We start from the raw sequence: 21564 nt of genomic DNA on the forward strand, positions 1-21564 counted from the left end.
TTGTATCAAAGCTGATCATTTTAACTTTAGGAACAAAACCTGTCCAAGCAGGTCCACACGCCGAATGCTTTCGCTATAAAAGGAACGGACCTGACGAGCTCCGTTGGCCAAAGGCGTCCGCACCAAAGAGCGTCCGGACTTTAGGCCCGCCACATCCGCGGTGATATGCTCCGCGTTCGCGCCTTACCGTAGCACGGTCCGGCCGATCATGTCCAACAAGATCCGGTACGGGATACAGAAATCAGCAGTTGACAATGCTCTGCGCAACATGCTGAGCCGGTGGTGCTCAGAACTTACTGTGCTTAGCACTGTAGCGGAAGTAGACCACCATGCCGATGCCGAGCCACACCACCAGGCGCAGCCATGTGTCCCAAGGAAGAGCCAGCATCATGGCGCCGCATACGACCACGCCCAGAATGGGGACCAACGGCACCAACGGCGTACGGAAACCGCGGGGTGCGTCCGGCATGCGCTTGCGGATGATGAGCACGCCGATGCTCACCAGGATGAAGGCGAGCAGCGTACCGATGCTGGTCATCTCCCCCACCACCCTGCCCGGCACGAAGGCGGCGAACGCCCCCACAAAGAGCATGAAGAACATGTTGCTTTTGAACGGTGTACGGTACTTGGGGTGAACATCGGAGAAGACCTTCGGGAGCAGGCCGTCGTGGCTCATGCTGTAGAACACGCGGCTCTGGCCCATCAGCATCACCAAGATCACCGAGGAATAACCGGCAAGGATGGCGATGATCACGGCCTGCTGGAGCCAAACGTAGGGCGTGTGCTTAATGGCGGTGGCCACCGGCGCAAGCGAATCAGTCCCCGAACCGAACTCGGTGTAGTTCGCCAAGCCGGTCATCACGTGGCCGAACAGCACATAGAGCACCGCACAGATAGCAAGCGAGCCGAGGATGCCGATGGGCATGTTGCGCTTGGGGTTCTTGGTCTCTTGTGCGGCGGTGCTCACCGCATCGAAACCGATGTAGGCGAAGAAGATGATGCCCGCACCACGGAGCACCCCGCTCCAACCGAATTCGCCCCACACGCCGTTGTTCGGTGGGATGAAGGGCGTGAGATTGGCCGGGTTGATGTAGGACCAGCCGAAGAAGATAAAGACCAGCACCACAGCCACCTTCAGTACCACGATAATGGCATTTACCCCGGCACTTTCGCGGGTCCCGCGCGCGAGCAACAGCGACATCAACGCCACAATGATCACGGCTGGAAGGTTGAACCATCCGCCCTCAAATGGCCCCGCCATCAGGTGCTCGGGGATGTGCATGCCGTGCATTGCCAGCAGTTTGTTGAGGTATTGGCTCCAGGAGATCGCGACCATGGCGGCCCCCACGGCATACTCAAGCACGAGGTCCCAACCGATGACCCAGGCCCAGATGCGGCCCATGGTGGCGAAGCTGTATGTGTAGGCACTGCCGGCGATCGGAATGATGCTGGCGAACTCCGCATAGCACAGCCCCGCAAAGGCGCAACCGACGGCACTGATGACAAAGGAGAGGACCACCGCCGGCCCCGCATGCTGCCCCGCCACCACGCCGGTAAGAGAGAAGAGGCCCGCACCGATGATGGCCCCGATGCCGAGAGCCACTAAGCTTACCGCTCCCAGCCTTCTTACCAAGGTCCCTTGGCCCTGATCCTCCGCTTCCGCGAGCAATACGCTCATCGGTTTCCTGGTGTCGTGTCTGCTCATGCGTAGTTCGGGTCGGGCGCTAAGCTATGGGAATTGGGAGACTGCGGAACATTCCTGCCACACTATCCCGACATATCCGCAAATGTGGGTGTTAGCACAGGAACCGGGCGGTGCCGTTGAGGTGTGAACGGCCACTGTGTGCATCTGGACGCGAGGCCACCAAGGAACCCCAAAATGCTGAAAACAAGAAGTGATCAAGCACATAATGATGAACGGGCCGGTCATCCCCCCTATCTTTTTTCCGTGATCATCCCGATCGCGGACCGCAAGTAATTTCGCGGCCCCCATGGGTAAGCCCGCCCGCCCCGCTTCCGCCTTCGCGCAACGCACGGTGGTCCCCGTCCTGATCGCCATCAGCGCGTCGCACATGTTGAACGACATCGTGCAGTCGCTGATCCCCGCGATCTATCCCATCGTCAAGGAGAAGTTCACGCTGAGTTTCACGCAGGTGGGCATCATCACGCTTTGCTTCCAGATGACCGCCTCGATCCTGCAGCCCTTCGTGGGGCGTTTCACGGACAAGCGGCCACAGCCTTATTCCCTGATGGTGGGCATGTGTTTCACCCTGGCGGGGATCCTGGCACTGTGGGGCGCGGGCAGCTTCACCGCCCTGCTCCTCTCCGTGATGCTCGTGGGCATGGGTTCCTCCATCTTCCATCCGGAGGCTTCCCGCATCGCGCACGCGGCATCCGGCGGAAAACGTGGCCTTGCACAATCCGTGTTCCAGCTAGGCGGCAACTTCGGGTCCTCCATGGGGCCATTGCTTGCCGCACTGATCGTGGTACCGTTCGGTCTGCACAGCCTGGGCTGGTTCGCGGTGATCCCGCTGATCGGGATCTTCGTGCTGCAGCGGGTGGGGACCTGGTACAAACGCAGTTCAGCGATCCGTGCACGCCGCCCGGCCAAGATGGTGGTACCCCATGGTATCCCGCGCAGCACCGTTAGGCGCTCCATCGTGATCTTGCTCGTGCTGATCTTCTCCAAGCAGTTCTACCTCGCCAGCATGAGCAGCTATTACACCTTCTACCTGATGGGCAAGTTCGGCTTGTCGGTGCGGGATGCCCAGATCCACCTCTTCATTTTCCTCTTCGCCGCCGCCATCGGCACACTTATCGGCGGGCCCATCGGCGACCGCTACGGGCGGAAGTACGTGATCTGGTTCTCCATCCTCGGCTCGGCGCCCTTCACTCTGCTGCTGCCCCATGCGGACCTGATGTGGACCGGTATCCTTTCAGCGATCGTTGGCCTGATCCTCTCCTCCGCTTTCTCCGCCATCCTCGTCTATGCGCAGGAATTGGTGCCGGGCAAGGTGGGCATGGTCTCCGGCCTGTTCTTCGGTTTCGCGTTCGGCATGGCCGGGATCGGTTCCGCGCTGCTCGGTGCGCTAGCGGACCACACCAACATCGCGTTCGTCTTCCAGATCTGCTCGTTCCTGCCGCTGATCGGTCTGGCGGCGGCCTTTTTGCCGCGTGTGCATGAGCGTTACCTGCATCCGGAACAAGCGAAGAGCTGACCGTACACGTAGTTGTCAGTTGTTAGGCTGGTCAGGCCGAAGCACTCCGGCGACGGTGTGCTGCCGGCTCTGCCGCTCCGCGTCCTCAACTGCCGGAGGCAGCCCCCCGTTTGCTTGGCATTCTCTGCGTCCTCCGCGTCCTCTGCGGTAAAAGGTCAGCCGATATGATCCGTTGCGACCGTTGCGGTAAAAACCACATCACCTCCGGCGCATCATCTGCGCACATCTGCGGCATCTGCGGATAAACCTGTCGCCTCCTTCCCATCTTTGCGCTTCACCTACGCAAAAGCTCAGGCGCAACAAAGCATGGCCAAGATCCTCATCATCGACGACGAAAAGGCGATCCGCAACGCGCTCCGCGACATCCTGGAACATGAGAAGCACAAGGTGGAAGAAGCCGAGGATGGTGCTTCAGGCCTTGAAAAAGCAAAGAAAGGCGGCTTCGACGTGGTGCTTTGCGATATCAAGATGCCCAAGTTGGACGGCATGGAGGTGCTGGAAAAGCTGATGGCGCATGACGATTCCATCCCCGTAGTGATGATCAGCGGGCACGGCACCATCGGCACGGCCGTGGAAGCGATCAAGAAAGGGGCATTCGACTTCATCCAGAAACCGCCGGACCTGAACCGGATCCTGGTGACCCTGCGGAACGCCTTGGACCGCGGCTCGCTGGTACAGGAGACCAAGACCCTCCGCCAGAAGGTACAGAAGGGCAAGGCCGATGGGCGCATGGTCGGAACAAGCAAAGCGCTGGAGGCGATCCGTGAAATGGTGGAGAAGGTCGGCCCGAGCGATGCCCGCGTCTTGATCACCGGCGGCAACGGAGCAGGAAAAGAGGGCGTGGCCCGGATGCTGCATGAAAAGAGCAGCCGAAAGGGCGGCCCCTTCATCGAGGTGAACTGCGCCGCGATCCCCGGGGAACTGATCGAAAGTGAGCTTTTCGGCCATGAAAAAGGCGCTTTCACCAGCGCAGTGGCCCAGCGGAAGGGGAAATTCGAACTGGCCGACGGGGGCACCCTCTTCTTGGACGAGATCGGGGACATGAGCCTGGCCGCCCAGGCCAAGGTGCTTCGGGCCTTGCAGGAAAACCGGATCACCCGGGTGGGCGGCGACAAAGAGATCAAGGTCAACCCGCGGGTGATCGCCGCCACCAACAAAGACCTGCGCAAGGAGATCGCGGAAGGCCGCTTCAGGGAGGACCTGTACCACCGCCTCAGCGTGATCCCCATCCATGTGCCCGACTTGAAGGAGCGGATCGAGGACATCCCGGAGCTGGTGGAGCATTTCATCAAGATGATCTGCACTGAGCAGGGTTGCGCCCCGAAAAAGGTCTCGGACAAGGCGATGAAGGAACTACAGAAACTACCCTGGACGGGAAATGTGCGGGAACTGCGAAATGTGGTGGAACGCTTGGTGATCCTGGGCGGACCGGAGATCGGCGATGCGGATGTCAAACGCTATGCAAACTCCTGATACTCTGCCACATATAGCTCTGGACCGGAATTCCCCCATTCCACTGTTCACATTCCTTCCGAAGGATCGGACAGGAGGGAGGCAACCTCCCGTTCTTTGAGGCGTCTTCAAGGGAGAAAACGCGTACTAATTACGCTTGGGGGGGAACCAAAACCACGCCGCCATGGAAATGCTGAGCCATATCTACAACTTCTTGTATAGCCATCTCGGGGACAGCATGTACTACATTCTGGGCTTCATGTTGGTCCTTTCCGTGGTGGCCCAATGGCGCCTGTATGAAAAAGCCGGGCAGCCAGGCATCGCCGCCATCGTGCCCATCTGGAATTTCATCGTCTTTCTGCGCATCGTAGGTCGGCCAGCCAGCCACCTTTGGCTCTTCCTGATCCCGGTCTACGGCCAGTTGTACATGATCCCCAAGGTGTGGATCGAACTGTGCCAGAGCTTCGGCAAGCGCTCCACGCTGGATCATGTGCTGGTGATCTTGCTCAATGGCCTGTACATCTTCAACCTTGGCATGAGCTACGACACGGCGTACACCGGACCGGTGTATGGACGGCCGGCCCCGGGCACACAAGACTCCAACCGGGAGCACAGCCCCAGCTTAGCCTAAGAGCCTGTTTAGAATCTCTTCGAACGCGGCCCCCGGCCTCTTTTCCGCCCATGCTTCGCCGGAAAATGATCCCGTAGACACCGCTACGCGATGATTTTCCTGCTTCGCCTGAACGAAAAATAGACTCGCGGTCCATCGCCCAAGAGATTCTAAATAGGCTCTAACAGCGTAGTCGCCTTTTTCAGTGCGCGTGGCAGGCCCTCAGGGTCCTTGCCCCCGGCCGTCGCATAGAAGGCCTGCCCTCCCCCGCCGCCTTTGATCTCGCTTGCAAGCGCCTTGATGATCTGCGGCGCTGCAACGCCCTTGTCCAAAAGTGCTTGGCCCACCATGACGCCCAACAGCGCCTTATCACCTTGACGGGCGCCCATTACCAGCAACAAGTCCGGGTTGGCATCCTTCAGCCGGAATGCCAGGTCCCGCATGCCGTTGGCGTCCAGGTCCACCTCCTCGGCGATCACACGCGCGCCATTCACTTCCACGGCTTTGGCCAGGATCGTTTCCTGCAAACGACCGACCCGCTCGTGCCCGGCTTTCTCCACCTCCTTGGCCAAATTTGCGTTCTGGTCCAGAAGCTGATTCACGGCCGCAGTAATGTCCGCCGGATGCTTCAACAGGCCGTTCAATGTGTCGAGGGTGCTCAAACGCTCCTCCACGTACTGCTCCACGGCCTCGCTGGTGATGGCTTCGATACGCCGGATCCCCGCTGCCAACGCTCCTTCGGAGACAATACGGAATCCGCCGATCTCGCCTGTGCGCGGTACGTGTATGCCCCCGCACAGCTCCACACTGTCACCGAATTTGATCACACGCACAGCATCCCCGTACTTCTCGCCGAACAGCGCCATCGCGCCCATGGCCATGGCCTCCTTCACAGGGGTATCCCGCAGTTCTTGCAAGGGCAGGTCGGCACGGACCAGGTCCTTCACCTCAGCCTCCACTTGTGCCAGTTCCTCCGGAGTGACCTTGGCGAAGTGCGAGATGTCAAAACGCAGACGGTCGGGGGCCACCATGGACCCCTTCTGCTCCACATGCGTGCCCAGCACTTTTCGTAAGGCGTAGTGCAGCAGGTGCGTAGCGCTGTGATTGCGGCGCGTGAGCTTGCGGCGGTGTTCATCCACTTCCGCCGAGAGCGGCGCGGAAACATCCTGCGGAAGCTCCGTGGTAAAATGCACGATCAACTGGTTCTCCCTCCGGGTATCCAGTACGGTCACCTTGGTACCACCTTGGGCCAACCAACCCTGGTCACCGATCTGGCCGCCGCCCTCGGGATAGAAGGGCGTGCGGTCCAGCACCACTTGGTAGCGGTCACCTGCCTTGTCCTTCACCTTGCGATAGCGCAGGATCTTGGCCTCGGTAGCAAGTTCATCATAGCCGACGAATTCGGTGGTGCCTTCCGCCAATTCCGTCCAATCCCCCGTGGTGATGGCGGTGGCCGCACGTGAACGGTCCTTCTGTTTCTTCAGCTCTTTCTCAAAGCCCAGCATGTCCACGTCCACGCCCTGTTCACGGGCCATCAGGCGGGTGAGATCGATCGGGAAGCCGAAGGTGTCGAACAGCTCGAAAGCCTTGGCCCCGTCAAGGGTGCCCTTGCTTTCGGCGACCAATTGCTCAAGCCGCTTCGTACCCAGTTCCAACGTGCGCAGGAAGGAGCGTTCCTCCTCCAGGATCACGTTGGTGATCAACTCCTGCTGCTTCGCCAGTTCCGGAAATTGCTCGCCCATCTGCTCCACAAGCACCGGTACCAACGCATGGATGAACGGCTCTTGCAGACCGAGGAAACTGTACCCGTAGCGCACGGCACGACGCAGGATCCTGCGGATCACATAACCCGCACCGGTGTTGCTGGGCAGCTGCCCGTCGGCGATTGCGAAGGCGATGGCCCGCAGGTGGTCGGCGATCACACGCATGGCGATGTCCGCCCTTTCCCCAGACCCGTCATTCCGGGACATGCCTCCCGTAGAGATGGCCTGACCCGGGATCCCGGAAATGCTGGCCCCGTATTCCTTTCCGCAGGACTTGGCAAGCGCCTGGATCAACGGTTGGAACACATCTGTGTCGTAGTTGCTGCGCTTGCCTTGCAGCACCATGCACAACCGCTCGAAGCCCATGCCGGTGTCCACGTGCTTGGCGGGCAACGGGAGCAGTGAGCCGTTTGCCTTGCGCTCGTACTGCATGAACACATTGTTCCAGATCTCGATCACCTGTGGATGGTCGTTGTTCACGAGATCCTTACCGGGTGTCTTTGCTTTCTCGGCGTCCGAGCGCACATCCGCATGGATCTCCGTGCAAGGGCCGCAGGGACCGGTCTCCCCCATTTCCCAGAAGTTGTCTTTCTTGCTGAATGGCAGCACACGTTCACCAGGCAGGTATTCCAGCCAAAGGTCGCGCGTCTCATTGTCCGCCTCCAGTTTGTCCGCAGCGTCACCACCGAAATAGGTGACGTAGATGTTCGCGGGATCGATCTTGAAGGTGTCCACCAGCAGTTCCCAAGCCCACTGTACGGCCTCTTTCTTGAAATAATCGCCGAAGCTCCAGTTGCCGAGCATCTCGAACATCGTGTGGTGGTAGGTATCAATGCCCACCTCCTCCAGGTCGTTGTGCTTACCTGAAACACGGAGACACTTCTGCGTGTCCGCAATGCGCGGGTCCGTCACCGGCCTGTTGCCCAGAAAGAGGTCCTTGAACTGGTTCATGCCCGCGTTGGTGAACATCAGGGTGGGGTCGTCCTTCACCACCATCGGCGCGCTGGGCACGATGGCATGGCCGCGCTTGGCAAAGTGGTCGAGGAAAGCTTGGCGGATCTCGCGGGAAGTGGGCATGGCTGCGTTGCTGGCTTAAGGCCTGTGAATGAATGCGCCGCGAAATTAGGTGGCGGCTAACTTCGCACCTCCCTGCCGGACCACATGGCTGAGCACAAGTACCGCTTCAACCCCAACACGCTCAACTTCGAGCGCATCCGCACCAGCGGCTGGAAGAAGTTGAAGCGCATTTCTTTGGCGCTTGCACCGGGGCTGCTGATCGGCGTGATCGGCATCTTCCTCGCCTTCCAGTTCATCGATTCGCCCAAGGAGGCCACGCTGCGCCGCGAGAACCAGCAGCTGCAGGTGGAATACGAACTGATCAACAAGCAACTGGCGGACATGGAGGATGTGCTTAGCGACATCGAGCGGCGTGACGACAATGTGTACCGCGTGATCTTCGAGGCGGACCCCATCCCCTCCACGGTGCGCATGGCCGGTATCGGCGGAGTGAACCGGTACAAGGACCTATCGGGTTTCGCGAACAGCGAACTGGTGATCGGCACCCGCAAGCGCTTGGACATGATCGCCAAGCGGATGTATGTCCAAAGCCTCTCGCTGGACGAGGTGGGTTCGCTCGTGCTACGCAAGCAGGAGATGCTGGCGAGCATCCCCTCAGTGGAACCGATCCCGCAGGACCAGACGCGTGTCAGCTCCGGCTTCGGAGAGCGGATGCATCCCATCTACAAGATCGAGAAGCCGCACATGGGCCTCGATTTCACCAGCCCCATCGGCACGGAGATCCACGCCACCGGCGATGGCACGGTGGACTTCGCCGGATACAACACCACCGGCTTCGGCATCCATGTGATCATTGACCACGGCTTCGGATACCAGACGCTCTACGGCCACATGTCCGAGTTGAAGGTGCGCGCAGGCCAGAAGGTGAAGCGCGGCGACGTCATCGGCGAAGTGGGCAGCACGGGCCTCAGCACCGGCCCGCATCTGCATTACGAAGTTCACAAGGACGGCATGCCGGTGGATCCGGTGAACTTCCTCTTCAACAGCCTCAGCCCGGAGGAATATGCACGCATGGTGGAGATCGCCGGCAATGCAGGGCAGTCGATGGACTGATCATTACATTCGCCGTGATGCCCCTGAAGGAAAAAACCATCGAACGGATGTACTGGCCCATCGGCGAGGTGGCCGAGACCTTGGGCGTGAACACCTCATTGCTCCGCTACTGGGAGAAGGAATTCGGCACGCTTAGGCCTAAGCGCACCAACAAGGGCGACAGGCTTTATACCAAGGATGACATCGAACAATTGCGGCGCATCCTGTACTTGGTGAAGGAGAAGGGCTTCACGCTGCAAGGGGCGAAGGACCAGTTGCGCAAACCGGAACCGCAGGAGGCCCCACCGCCACCGCAGCTTCCTTTGGACGAAGTGCGATCAAAGCTGAAGCGGGTGCGGGAAAGGTTGGTGGCTTTGAGAGAAAGCTGAAAGAGGAAGGCTGAAAGTTGAAAAGGGGCCTCTCGGACGACCTACGCGTAGGATAGTTGGCAGCGGCAGTTGGTGATCCCTACTACCGCTTCAACAAAAAGTCCTTCACATAATCCTCGATGCCTTCTTCCAACGTGTGGAATGGCGCATCGTAGCCGATGCTGCGCAGCTTTTCCATCGGAGCTTCGGTGAAGTACTGGTACTTGTCCCGGATGTCCGCCGGTGTGTCGATGAAGGCGATCTGCTCGGGTTTTCCCATGGCCTTGAAGACGCCGCGAGCGAGGTCTAAAAAGGTGCGGGCCTTGCCGGTGCCGAGGTTGTAGATACCGGAATGCTTTCGGTGTTCCATCAGGAAAATGCAGACGTTACACAGATCCTTTACGTAGACGAAATCCCGGAGCTGGCCACCGTCGGTGTATTCCGGTTTGTGGCTGCGGAACAGCTTCATTCCTCCGCCGGCGCTGATCTGGTTGAACGCATGGAAGACCACGGAGGCCATTCGGCCTTTGTGGTACTCGTTCGGACCATAGACGTTGAAGAACTTCAGGCCGGCCCAGAAGTAGGGCTTGGCCTCCTGCTGCAAGGCCCACTTGTCGAATTCGTTCTTGCTCTCGCCGTAGGGATTGAGCGGCTTCAGTTCATAAGGAAGCGCATCGTCGGTATCGCCGTAGCCCAGCTCACCGACGCCGTAAGTCGCTGCGGAAGAGGCGTACACCAAAGGGATCGCATATTTCGCACAGCGCTCCCAGATCTGTTGGCTGGAACGCACGTTAAGCTCGTCGAAGATCGCTTTGTTGAACTCGGTGGTGTCCGTGCGGGCACCGAGGTGGAAGATGAACTGGATCTGGTTCTCGTTCGCATCGATCCATGCGGGGAATACCGAGCGTTCCACACGGGCGCTGAGCTTCACGCCTTCGAGGTTCGGGGCTTTCTCCGGATGCGAGAAATCATCCACGGCCACGAGGTCCGCGTAGCCGCGTTCCTGCAGTTCGACCAAGAGACGGCTTCCAATGAAACCTGCGGCACCGGTGACAACGATCATGGTGCGAAAGTACCGATCACCGTGAACTACTCCAGCATGCAACGTCCACTGCGTGAGACGTTGATGGGACTGAACTACTGCACCGGCTTCACCAAGATCACATACACGGGGAAGTGGTCGCTGTAGCCGCCTTGGTACTGATCGCCCACATAGGTGCGGAAGGGATATCCCGCATAGTTCCCGTCCTGCTGCCGGAGATAGGGCTGGTTGTACACGCGCACTCCGTAATAGCGGTAGCTGCCACCAGCCCCGGTGACCAGCGCGGGAGAGAGGACGATCTGGTCGAAGAGGTTCCAGGAATCGCGCCAAGCAAGGGTTCCGATGCCCTTCTTGTAAAGGTCGTACATCGGATTGAACAGCTTCTTTCCTGTGGCCATGTCCTTGTCACCGGTGGTGTTGAGGTATTTGCGGACGGCAGGGTCCACGGGATCGTCATTGAGGTCGCCCATGTACAGGATGTTGGCCTCGGCATTTCGGGCCATCAGCGAATCGATGATGTGCCTTCCCAGTTCCGCAGCGCGGATGCGGTTGGGCAGTGAGCGCTTTTCACCGCCATATCGGGAAGGCCAGTGGTTCACCAGAACGCTGACCGTGTCGGCGTCCATCAGGCCGGTCACCAACAGCAGATCACGCGTGCGAAAGAGGCTGTCGGAGGGATCGCGAAGTGGATAGGTCCGCTCATGAAGGACGGTGAAGAACTTCGGGTTATAGATGAAGGCCACGTCGATACCGCGGCGGTCCGGGCTGTCGTGGTGGATGATCTGGTAATGACGCTTGTCCAACGGGGAGGTCTTGACGAGGTCCTCAACCACGCCACGGTCCTCCACTTCAGAGAGGCCCAAACACACCAGGCCGTCCGGGTGGATGTCGGTGCCCATCTCGCCGATCACGCGTGCGAGGTGCTGCAATTTCCGCTCATATCGTTCAGTGTTCCACAACTTGGCACTGGTGGGCAGGAACTCGGCGTCGTCGTTGGGTCCGTCGAGGGTGTCGTACAAGTTCTCCAAGTTCCAAAAGCCGATGCAACGCGGCTCATAGCGGGCTTTGTCATTCTGGGCGGTGGCACCGTGGATGATAAGAGCGCTGGCGATCAGCAATAGGAGACGGGAAGGAATGCTCATGGCGTTGGCAATTCGGGGCGGCAAGTTATCCAGTGCACCGCCCCGAATTGCCAAATTCCGTACCGCAATGACCGATGGCGGTGGAACGGACCGTTCCTTTGCGGGATGAAATGGTATCAGTCCGGACTTTTCGTGGTCCTGTGCATGCTCGGCACGGCCACCTTGTCAGCGCAAACAATTGACGATGCACGCAACACAGCGATCGGCAGCAGTGTCACCATCAGCGGCATTGTCACCTCCGGCCCTTCGCTGGGCGGAGTGCGTTATGTGCAAGATGCCAGCGGAGGCATCGCCGCCTTCCCGGGCAGTGGGTCCGTGCCCGGCTTCTCGCCCGACATGGGAGATGCCATCACGCTTACCGGCACGCTCACCGAATACAACGGCCTGTTGGAGATCACGCCCATCAGCGCGTTCTCCGTCAACAGCTCGGGCAACACCTTGCCAGATGCGGAAGTGATCCCTCCGGACGGGCTGGATGAATCCGTGGAGTCGCGCGTGGTGCGCATCGAAGGGGTCTACTTCAGCGGCTCCGGCGTCTTTTCCGCCGGCACATGGCCTGTTCAGGCGGGTCCGTTGACGGCCAACGTCTACCTCCGTTCCGGGCATCCGTTGATCGGGACCGCCGTACCCACCGGCCCGGTGGACATTACCGGCATAGCCTCGCAGTATGATAATTCGCCGCCATACACCAGTGGCTATCAGTTGTTGCCCCGTGGCTCGGCTGATATTGTTCCGCATCCGTTCATCAGCATCATTCCCCCTGTGGAACAATCGAACCTCGTGCCGGACGGCTTTCATCTCACTTGGCAGACAAACCTGCCGGGTTCTTCGCAGGTGTTCTATGGCACCACCCCGGCGCTCGGCTCCTTGGCCGGTGACGGCATCGCCACGGAAACTCACGACGTGCAGCTCACCGGCCTGCAGTCCGCCACCTTCTACTATGCGCAGGCATTCTCCGTGGCCGACAGTGACACCGCATTCTCCCTCACCGGCCTGTACTCCACCGCCTCCACCTCCAGCGGGGCCATCGCGGTGTACTTCACCCAAAGCGTGGACCACAGCGTGAGCAGCGGCGTCGATGCGATCGCGCTGTTCCAGGCCACCGACGACACCATCAAGGCCTACATCGACCGCGCGCAGCAGACGCTGGACATCGCCATGTACAACACCAACAGCACCATGCTTGTTTCCGCCGTGAACGCTGCCAAGGCACGCGGTGTTCAGGTGCGCTGGATCGCCGAGGGAAGCAACAACAACACGGCACTTTCAGGGCTGGATCCAAGCATTCCCGTGCTGTACCGCACCGATGGGCTGGGCAGCGGCACGCACGATAAATTCTTCATCGCCGATGCCGAGGACACCCAGCGCGCCACCATCATGGGCGGCTCCTGCAACTGGACCGTGCAGAGCTTCTTTGACGACTACAACAACATCGTCTTCATCCAGGACCAGGCCTTGGCGCGGTGCTACCGCATGGAGTTCGAGGAAATGTGGGGCGGCAGCGGCGCACAGCCCGTACTTGCTCTCAGCCGTTTCGGGCCGGACAAGACGGACAATACGCCGCACCTTTTCAACGTGGGCGGCAAGGAGGTGGAAAGCTGGTTCTCCCCTTCCGACGGCGTGACCGACCACATCGTTCATGAGCTGAATGCCGCCCAGAGCAGTGTGCGGCTCGCCCTGTACGCCTTCACGCAGAATGACCTCGGTGACGCCGTTGTCGCCGCCTACCAGCGCCCCGGAGTGCTGGTGGAAGGGGATATTGAGGACGTCGACGGCATAGGCGCCGAATTCAACTACCTCGTGGGACAAGGCATAGACCTGCATTCACACCTGGATGAACCCGGTCTGTTACACCATAAGTACGCTATCCTGGATGAAGGCGTCACCGGCGACCCGCGTGTGATCACCGGCAGCCACAACTGGACCGCGGCGGCCGAAACGGTGAACGATGAGAACACCTTAGTGATCCATGATGCCACGGTGGCCAACCTGTTCTACCAGGAATGGTACGCACGCCATAACGATGCAACAGGCATCGCAGAGACCACCTCTTCAGACAACATGCGCGTGTGGCCGGTCCCTGCGAACAACTGGATCAAGGTGCGGCCCGCCGCCGATGGGACGGCGCTGATCACCGTGCATGATGCGACCGGAAGGGAAGTGCTGCGCACCGATGCGAACGGAGCGATCACCGTGCCGACCAGCGACCTGCCATCAGGCTTGTACACGGTGACCAGCTTGCAGAACGGAGTCCGCTCCCAGCGGTTGATCACGATCGCGCGGTAAGAGAGCGCCCGGTCTCCCCTCCTTCCTGAAAGGAGGGGCCGGGGGTGGTTCAGGCCATTTGACGTAAACCCTCACCTCGGAAAATAAAGCGGGTGGCGGTCGTTGTACCTCCGCATAAAGAGGAAGACCGTCTCCGGCTTGTTGCGTTGCTTCCGTGAAAGCGCATCAAAGTCCTCCTTGAGGATCGCGTCCCTGCTGATGGCCTGATAGATCCCGCCAGCGGTGACGGTCAGGAACGCGCCGGTCTCCATGTTGAGGAAGCGTTGTTCCTCCACGGTATAGGTGGAGCCGCCATTATACATGTACGGGTCGAAGTTGTGGTAAGTGGCGTCGAACACGAGATGTGCCAGCGTGCCCATCAGGCCGATGCGGGAGAAGTCATTTCCGGCGCGGACATACACGATGCCTTTGTCGCAAAAGCCCCACGTACGGTCCAGGTCCAGGCGTGTGGACTGTCCCGCGCTGTCCGTATAGAACAATTTGCCATTGGTGCTGGCGAGGTCCGTGACACGCTGGTCTTGCGCAGTGGTGAGCGCCGCCATGGGAACGCTCGGCGCGTTGTTCCGGAACGCCTGAAAATCGAGATAGATGCCGTCGTGAAAGACGAAGCCACCAGAGTAGCGCACGCTGTCACGTTGCTCTTGCGCATGTGCAGGCGATAGGAGCCAACAGGCGGAAACCAGCAACGTAATGGATAACCTCATGCCACGGAGCGGATGAAGTCCATCACCTCATCGGGAGCCTGTGCATGCACCCAATGGCCTGCGAAAGGAACGGTCTCCACCCGGCTTTTCGGGAATTGCTCCTTCAGCTGTGGCAGGTCTTCCCGCGTGATGTAGCCGCTCTTGCCGCCGCGGATGAAGAGCGTGGGAACACGGACGACCTCCGGCCCCATCGCCGCAAGGATGTTGTCCAAGTCGCGGTGCAGCACGGGCACGTTGAAGCGCCAGGCCAATCGGTCCGGCTTTTCCCAATACAGGCTCTTCATCAGGAACTGCACCACGCCGGGCTCGGGAACATAGTTGGAAAGATGGACCTCTATTTCCTTGCGCGAACCTTTGCTTGCGGGATCGCTGGTGCGCAAGGCTTCGATGATCGCGGCATGGTCACCGATGGAATACTGGCGCGGACTGATGTCGATCACCACCAAGTGCTTCAGCAGCTCCGGCCAGCGTTGCGCGAAGGTCATCGCCGTCTTGCCGCCCATGCTGTGGCCTACGAGCACGATGTCCTTCAGGCCGAGCTTCGTCACCAAGGCTTGCACGTCCTCCGCCATCAGCGGGTAGGTGATGTGCTCCGTGTGCGGCGAGCGCCCGTGGTCGCGCTCGTCCACCAGCACCATGTCGAACTCATTGCTGAGCGTGCGCCCGATGCTGCCAAAATTGTCGCTACTGCCAAAAAGCCCGTGCAGGATCACTACGGGGGTGCCGGTGCCTTCCCGGCGGAAAAAGAGGTCTACGCTCATCGCAACTCACGCAGATATAATTGCACAGTGTTCTCCATACCAAACCACAAAGCGTCGCACACCAGTGCATGGCCGATGGAAACTTCTTCCAAACCCGGCACTTGCGCCTTGAACCACGCCAGATTCCGGAGGTCTAGATCATGTCCGGCATTCAGTCCCAAGCCCAGCGCCACGGCCTTTTCCGCCGCGCGGGTGAACGGTGCCACCGCCGTGTCGCGGTCGGCGGCATACTGCTCCGCATATGGCCCGGTGTAGAGTTCGATGCGGTCGGTGCCCGTGTCCACGGCGTGCGCGATCAATTCCGTGTCCGTGCCCATGAAGAGCGAGGTACGGATACCTGCTTCCTTGAAGCGCGCCACCACCTTTTTCAGTTCGGCCTTGTGGGTGCGCGTGTCCCATCCGGCATTGCTGGTGAGCACGCCCGGCGGGTCCGGCACGAGTGTCACCTGCGCGGGCAGCACCTCCAGCACCAGGTCGATGAAGCTCGCATTGGGATAACCCTCGATGTTGAACTCGGTGGTGAGCACCGGCTTCAGTGCCCGCACGTCCGCGTAACGGATGTGGCGCTCGTCCGGCCGCGGATGCACCGTGATGCCCTGCGCCCCGAAGCGCTCGATCTCCAGCGCGGACTTCAACAAGTCCGGCCTGTCGCCGCCGCGCGCATTGCGCAATGTGGCGAGCTTATTGATGTTAACACTGAGCTTGGTCATCCTTCAGCGCCACATAACTTGGTCCCCCGGTGGCGCAACAAAAGTAGCGGCCAAGCTCCGCAACACCGATCGCATGCAAGCCATAGACCTGATCTCCAAAGCCATACTCCCGCTGAACCCGCGCGATCCCGTGGCGCGCGCCTTGGACCTGATGGACGAGTTCAAGACGAGCGTGCTGCCCGTGGTGGCCAACGGACGGCTGCTCGGCCTGATGAAGGACAGTGCGACATTGGACAACAGCAACCCGGCGGCCACGGTGGAAAAACTGATGGACCGGGTGGAGATCCCCTACGTGCGCGACCGGCAGCACCTCTATGACGTGCTGAAGTTGATGGCCGAGCTCGGCCTGCCGATAGTGCCTGTGCTGGACATGGGCGGCAACTACCTCGGGGTGGTCAGCGAGCACGAGGCGATGCGCCGCATGGCGGAATTAGTGAACGCGAGCGCGGCGGGCAGCGTGCTGGTGCTGGAGATGGCGCGGAACGACTATTCCCTGCAACAGATCGCCCGCATCGTGGAGGATGAAGGGGCCCGGATATTGAGCGTGTACACCTCTGATCTGCCGGACAGCATGCGGATGGAGGTGACCCTAAAGGTCAACCACGACGACGTCCGCGCGATCCTCCAAGCCTTCGAGCGCTTCGAGTACACCGTCCACACCACCTTCCAAGGCTCCAAGGCGGAGGACGACTTGCGCGACCGTTATGAGGACGTGATGCGCATCATTAAAATGTGATACCAATTCTTTATTGGTGTCCGGAATAAAATGCACAGCTATTCGATAAATGCTGATATCAGAGACATAGGTGGGAAGCCTGAGATCATTGTCCTGCGTTCAAAGAAGAAGCATCGCCAACCTTTTCGCGACCCCGGCTCGGAGGCCGGGGTGACAACCACCGGAGGGCCGGAAGCTCGAATACACGCGCTCGGCGCGTGTATTCGAGCTTCCGGCCAAGGAACAAATGTCATTCCGGGCTTGACCCGGAATCGCGAAAGTGTTCCCAGCTTGTCTTAGCTCCTGTGACCCATGAACAGCGGAACCGGATGATCGCCGTGCCTCACGCCAACGCGGGTCCGATAGACATCGGAGCTCACCACCACGGGCCGCCCCGATGCCTATCGGGGCGGGGCCTGCTCTTCCCGTTGCTCCTCTTGGCCACTTTGGGTTCTTTCGCGCAGCAGCGCGTCATGGACTTCACCGGCCCCTTCGGCGTGTCGGGCATCCTGGTGGAAGGGAACCGGCGTACCAAGGAACGGATCATCCTGCGCGAGCTCACCTTCCGGCAAGGGGATACGCTCACCGCCGACGAACTCTACGAACGGCTCGCTCGCAGCAGCGAAAACCTGCTCAACCTCGGCTTGTTCAACACCGCCACGCTGCTCCCCACCTACCTCGGGCCGCACGAGGTCTTCATCACCATCACACTGAACGAACGCTGGTTCTGGTGGCCCACGCCCATCGTGCGTTTCGCCGACCCCAACTTCAACACGTGGTGGCTCACCAAGGATCTTTCACGCCTCAACATCGGCGCTTGGTTCTTCCGCTACAACATGCGCGGGCGCAACGAGACGCTCTTCGCAAAAGTGCAATTGGGCTACTCCAAGGAATTCGGGCTCAACTACCGCGTGCCCTTCGTGGACAAGCGCCAGCGTTGGGGCTTCGAGGTGGGCGGTGCCTATGGCGAACAGGACGAGATCACCATCGGCACGGTGGGCAACAAGCGCGTGCTGTTGAAGACCCCGAAGGACAACATCTACCACTATTGGAAGGCCGGCGCGAAAGTGATCCTGCGCCGCGGACATGACGTCCGGCACTACCTCGGAGCCTCTTGGACCGATGCCACCGTGCGCGACACCGTGGTGCGGCGCAATCCGGAATACCTCACCTCCGGAATGCAGGAGATGGCCTACCTCAGCCTGAACTATGCACTGGTGCTCGACCAACGGGACTCGCGCTCCTTCCCGCTCAGCGGCAGCTACGCGAAGCTGCTGTTGGACCACAACGGCATCGGCCCGGAGCAGCCCGATGTCACGTCTCTGCGAGCCTTGGTGCAGCGCAGTTGGAAGCGGGGCCAACGCTGGAGCTTTGGCGGCAGCCTGAACGGCAAAGTCTCCGCCGGCAGCGAGGACCACTACTATCTCCAGGAGGGTCTGGGCTATGATGAACACCTGCGCGGCTACGAGTACTACATCATCGATGGACAGCACTATTTCTTAGGCAAGGCCAACATCTTCTTCGCGCTGCTGAAACCGCGCACCTTCCAAGCGGACTTCATCCCCTTCCGTGCCTTCCGGACGCTCTACCTCGCGGTGTACCTCAACGCCTTCAGTGACCAAGGCTACGTGTGGGACGAGCGGAACGGAGCATTGAACCCCTTGGCCAACCATTGGCAACAGAGCTACGGCCTTGGGTTGGACATCGTGACGAGCTACGATCAGGTGCTGCGCTTGGAGTACGCTGTGAACGGCCTGTCGGAGACGGGATTGTACCTACATTTCACCCAACCGTTCTGAAGAAAACGGAAATGCGCATAGGAACACATGGCCGCTTGTATCCGGCGGCGGCGGCGGCCACGATCAACCGGATCCTGGAGCGGATGACCGCCGCAGGGGCCACGCCCGTGGTGGAGCGCGGCCTGGCCGAGCGCATGGCCGAGGCCAACTACCCGGTGGCTGAAGGCACCGAGTTGATGGACCGCGTGGAAGGCGCCAAATTGGACGTACTAGTGAGCTTGGGGGGAGATGGCAGCTTTCTCGACAGCGTGAACTTCATCGGCAGCAACCCTGTGCCCATGCTCGGGATCAACCTCGGCCGGCTCGGTTTCCTCAGCAACACCCGGATCGAGGATGTGGACGCTACGTTGAAGGCCCTCATGGAGCGGCGTTACAGCATTGAGGAGCGCAGTCTGTTGACCATGGAAGGCTGCGCCAGCTTCGGCACGCACAACAGCGCCTTGAATGAGGTAAGCCTCCACAAGCGCGACGGCGCCACCATGATCGCCATCCATGCCCACTTGGACGGCCGCTTCCTCAACACCTACTGGGCGGACGGCATCATCATCGCCACGCCCACCGGCAGCACCGCCTACTCCCTCAGTTGCGGAGGCCCGCTGCTGGCCCCCGGCTGCGATGCCATGGTCGTTACGCCCATCTCGCCGCACAACCTGAACGTGCGACCCTTCGTTCTGCCCGGTGACAGCAACCTCACCCTCACCGTGGACGCGCGTGGCGAGAAGTACCTCGTGAACCTCGACTCCCGCAGCGAAGTGCTGGACCAACCCTGCGACCTCGTGGTGCGCCGTGCCCCCTACCGCATGCAATTGGTGCAGCTGGAAGGCCAGAATTTCCTGGATACCCTGCGCTCGAAGTTGGCGTGGGGACTGGACATCCGGTCCTCGCGGCCGGGGTTTCAGGCGGGGTAGTGAAGGGAAACGCTCTCCTTGAACAACCCCAAAGAAAACGACGTCATTCACTCCTACTCCCGTTTCACTGCATACTCCCGATAGCTTTGCCTGAAATACGGAACGCCATCGGAAACGTAAAAGGCAATATTGTCCTTGAGGTAGGACATTCGAAGGGTGTCATTGACCAATGTATTGTTGAATAAGGGGTCGTATTCCCGAAATAAGGCCCATCGATGCCCCATATGATCGATTATTCCAAACTGACTACCTATGTTCAAATAATTCGATACATTTCCATCATCATGTTGAGCATAAAAATCAAAAGCTCCACCCCAATTATATATATAGATAGAATCTACATTTGTAACCCCATTGTATAATGAAAACTCCATTTCATATAGCCAGTTGCTCATGGTATCGTATACGTCGTACGTACCGACGAACTTTTGGCGACCATCTACCGGTACTGAAGGACTTGGCTCAACGGGATCATCCCGCCGGCACCCTGGAATGCAAACCAGAGTGCCACACAGCAACAGGAGAACATTCAACTTGCTCATTCTTTGATCAGTATGCGGTTGTGTATCTGGCCTTCGGCATCCACGACCATGAGGACATAGCTGGCCGACGCCAGCCCGCGCTCCCGCAAGTCTTTCCGGCCAACCCAAGGTTGCGCTCCAAGACAGATGGCCGGAGCGACTTGTGGGAGATGTTCAAAGCGCTCATCCATGCTTATCTGTGAAGTCTTCGGCCTTCACACCCTCAAGGCCGAACACATCGAATGTACATGATCCATCGATCCTCGACACCACGCATCGACCCAAGAGCAGCTTCTAGCAGCCGTCTGACAACAGCCGGAGTTCACGATGCATTGTGCAGCATCCGTAACCATACAGACCAATTCCGTCACCCCGAACCCCTAATTTCGCGCCCGCGCCGGGCACGGATCTCGTTCCAGCGCCGTTGTTCCACCCGATGTCCAGGATCTGCACCCTTTTTCTGCTGCTCGTTCTCGCCACTTCGTCGCAAGCGCAGGTGAGCGAACTGGGCATCACCGGGGGCACCACCTTCTACATCGGCGACATTAACCCCACCCGGCACTATCCGCAGCACACGCACTTGGCGGGCGGGCTGATGTACCGCTACAATTTTAACCAGCACTATGCCGTGCGTTTGCAAGGGCTATACGGGAAGGTGGAGGCCTACGACAGCGAATCCCCGGACCCGCTGCAACGCTTGCGCGGCCTGGGTTTCCGCAGCGTGATCTTCGAGGCTTCGGCGCTGCTGGAGATCAACTTTTTCAAGTACCGCGGCATCTCCAAGGACAGCCGCAACTGGACGCCCTTCATCTTCGGCGGCCTGGCCTACTTCCATTTCAATCCGCAGAACCTGCTGGACGACACCTGGTACGACCTGCAACCCTTGGGCACCGAGGGGCAGACCATCGGCGGCGGAAAGGGATACAGCCTCAACCAGATCTGCATTCCCTTTGGTGTGGGGATCAAGCTCGCCATCACCAAGAAGGTGGACGTGCAGCTGGAATGGGGCCTGCGGCGCACCTACACGGACTATTTGGACGATGTGAGCGGTGCTTATACCGACAATGCAGCACTTTCCGAGCAGGCCGGGCCTCTTACCGCGGTGCTGGCAGACCCCAGCACCTTACGCAGCACCGGATACAACGTCGGCCGGTCGCGTGGCGACAGCCAGACCCGCGATTGGTACCAGTACAGCGGCATCACCGTTTCCTTGCTGCTGACGCGCTTTACCGAGTGTGATGCCATTTGGGACAAGATGAAGCGCTGATGGGGAGGAGGAATATGAGAACCGGTGCTCGGAATATCCATCGCTCCACACGTGCGCGATCCCGGGTCAAGCCCGGAATGACATTCGTTCTTGGGTCGGCTGATCGGGTCATCGGCTGCCCTCTGGTTTTGAAAAATCCTGAATTCCACGTGGTTTAGGATGCAATGCCGTTGAATTCCGCCGCTGGAA

General features: G+C 59.8%; 18 protein-coding genes. 10 read left to right on the forward strand and 8 right to left on the reverse strand.

What is annotated here, in order from left to right:
- Window positions 1-286: 286 nt before the first annotated feature.
- Window positions 287-1705 (reverse strand): amino acid permease, encoded by a 1419-nt coding sequence (locus tag IPP95_08535; protein QQS71247.1) that lies wholly within the window; start codon window positions 1703-1705, stop codon window positions 287-289.
- Between the two features lie 286 nt (window positions 1706-1991).
- Here IPP95_08535 and IPP95_08540 point away from each other — a divergent pair, with 286 nt between their 5' ends.
- The 3 genes from IPP95_08540 (at window position 1992) to IPP95_08550 (ending at window position 5301) form a co-directional block, all read left to right on the forward strand.
- Entirely contained in the window at window positions 1992-3218 is a 1227-nt protein-coding gene (locus tag IPP95_08540; protein QQS71248.1) for an MFS transporter, read from the forward strand.
- Window positions 3219-3524: 306 nt separating this feature from the next.
- Window positions 3525-4691, forward strand: a complete 1167-nt coding sequence (locus IPP95_08545) for a sigma-54-dependent Fis family transcriptional regulator (protein QQS71249.1) — start codon at window positions 3525-3527, stop codon at window positions 4689-4691.
- A 163-nt stretch (window positions 4692-4854) separates the two neighbouring features.
- Window positions 4855-5301 carry a hypothetical protein gene (locus IPP95_08550; protein QQS71250.1) on the forward strand — a complete coding sequence of 149 codons (447 nt, stop codon included), beginning with the start codon at window positions 4855-4857 and terminating at the stop codon, window positions 5299-5301.
- A 149-nt stretch (window positions 5302-5450) separates the two neighbouring features.
- On the opposite strand, the gene alaS is transcribed toward IPP95_08550, so the two are convergent.
- Window positions 5451-8120 (reverse strand): alanine--tRNA ligase, encoded by a 2670-nt coding sequence (gene alaS, locus IPP95_08555; protein QQS71251.1) that lies wholly within the window; start codon window positions 8118-8120, stop codon window positions 5451-5453.
- 84 nt (window positions 8121-8204) lie between these two features.
- Here alaS and IPP95_08560 point away from each other — a divergent pair, with 84 nt between their 5' ends.
- Together IPP95_08560 and IPP95_08565 are read left to right on the forward strand one after the other, a co-directional pair.
- A complete protein-coding gene (locus tag IPP95_08560; protein ID QQS71252.1) occupies window positions 8205-9173 on the forward strand; it encodes a M23 family metallopeptidase in 969 nt (322 codons plus the stop codon).
- 17 nt (window positions 9174-9190) lie between these two features.
- Window positions 9191-9541 carry a MerR family transcriptional regulator gene (locus tag IPP95_08565; protein QQS71253.1) on the forward strand — a complete coding sequence of 117 codons (351 nt, stop codon included), beginning with the start codon at window positions 9191-9193 and terminating at the stop codon, window positions 9539-9541.
- Between the two features lie 82 nt (window positions 9542-9623).
- Here the strand turns inward: IPP95_08565 and rfaD are convergent, their stop codons facing one another.
- Window positions 9624-10583 carry an ADP-glyceromanno-heptose 6-epimerase gene (gene rfaD, locus IPP95_08570; GenBank protein ID QQS71254.1) on the reverse strand — a complete coding sequence of 320 codons (960 nt, stop codon included), beginning with the start codon at window positions 10581-10583 and terminating at the stop codon, window positions 9624-9626.
- Window positions 10584-10657: 74 nt separating this feature from the next.
- Complete coding sequence (locus IPP95_08575) at window positions 10658-11704, reverse strand: endonuclease/exonuclease/phosphatase family protein (protein ID QQS71255.1); 1047 nt, start codon at window positions 11702-11704, stop codon at window positions 10658-10660.
- Between the two features lie 105 nt (window positions 11705-11809).
- On the opposite strand from IPP95_08575, the gene IPP95_08580 reads away from it, so the two are divergent.
- Window positions 11810-13990 (forward strand): T9SS type A sorting domain-containing protein, encoded by a 2181-nt coding sequence (locus IPP95_08580; GenBank protein ID QQS71256.1) that lies wholly within the window; start codon window positions 11810-11812, stop codon window positions 13988-13990.
- A gap of 71 nt (window positions 13991-14061) precedes the next feature.
- Here IPP95_08580 and IPP95_08585 read toward each other — a convergent pair whose 3' ends face one another.
- Genes IPP95_08585 through IPP95_08595 form a run of 3 tightly spaced genes read right to left on the reverse strand, consistent with a single transcriptional unit; the run spans window position 14062 to window position 16165 of the window.
- A complete protein-coding gene (locus IPP95_08585; protein QQS71257.1) occupies window positions 14062-14694 on the reverse strand; it encodes a hypothetical protein in 633 nt (210 codons plus the stop codon).
- Complete coding sequence (locus tag IPP95_08590; protein ID QQS71258.1) at window positions 14691-15455, reverse strand: alpha/beta fold hydrolase; 765 nt, start codon at window positions 15453-15455, stop codon at window positions 14691-14693. Before IPP95_08590 ends, IPP95_08585 begins: the two co-directional genes overlap by 4 nt.
- Window positions 15452-16165: a pyridoxine 5'-phosphate synthase gene (locus IPP95_08595; GenBank protein QQS71259.1), complete on the reverse strand. Its 714-nt coding sequence runs from the start codon at window positions 16163-16165 to the stop codon at window positions 15452-15454. Before IPP95_08595 ends, IPP95_08590 begins: the two co-directional genes overlap by 4 nt.
- Window positions 16166-16238: 73 nt before the next feature.
- Between IPP95_08595 and IPP95_08600 the strand changes: the two genes are divergently transcribed.
- The 3 genes from IPP95_08600 to IPP95_08610 all read left to right on the forward strand — a co-directional run bounded on the left by IPP95_08600 (window position 16239) and on the right by IPP95_08610 (window position 19587).
- Window positions 16239-16901: a CBS domain-containing protein gene (locus tag IPP95_08600; GenBank protein ID QQS71260.1), complete on the forward strand. Its 663-nt coding sequence runs from the start codon at window positions 16239-16241 to the stop codon at window positions 16899-16901.
- Window positions 16902-17209: 308 nt separating this feature from the next.
- Window positions 17210-18679 (forward strand): BamA/TamA family outer membrane protein, encoded by a 1470-nt coding sequence (locus tag IPP95_08605; GenBank protein QQS71261.1) that lies wholly within the window; start codon window positions 17210-17212, stop codon window positions 18677-18679.
- A gap of 11 nt (window positions 18680-18690) precedes the next feature.
- The gene (locus IPP95_08610; GenBank protein ID QQS71262.1) at window positions 18691-19587 is read left to right on the forward strand and encodes an NAD kinase; all 897 of its coding nucleotides are present in this window, start codon (window positions 18691-18693) and stop codon (window positions 19585-19587) included.
- A 53-nt stretch (window positions 19588-19640) separates the two neighbouring features.
- Here the strand turns inward: IPP95_08610 and IPP95_08615 are convergent, their stop codons facing one another.
- Window positions 19641-20129 carry a hypothetical protein gene (locus tag IPP95_08615; GenBank protein ID QQS71263.1) on the reverse strand — a complete coding sequence of 163 codons (489 nt, stop codon included), beginning with the start codon at window positions 20127-20129 and terminating at the stop codon, window positions 19641-19643.
- Window positions 20130-20544: 415 nt separating this feature from the next.
- On the opposite strand from IPP95_08615, the gene IPP95_08620 reads away from it, so the two are divergent.
- Entirely contained in the window at window positions 20545-21375 is an 831-nt protein-coding gene (locus IPP95_08620) for a hypothetical protein (GenBank protein ID QQS71264.1), read from the forward strand.
- Window positions 21376-21564: the final 189 nt, after the last annotated feature.

Source organism: Flavobacteriales bacterium, assembly GCA_016700415.1.
In the GTDB taxonomy this organism is placed as follows: domain Bacteria; phylum Bacteroidota; class Bacteroidia; order Flavobacteriales_F; family PHOS-HE28; genus PHOS-HE28.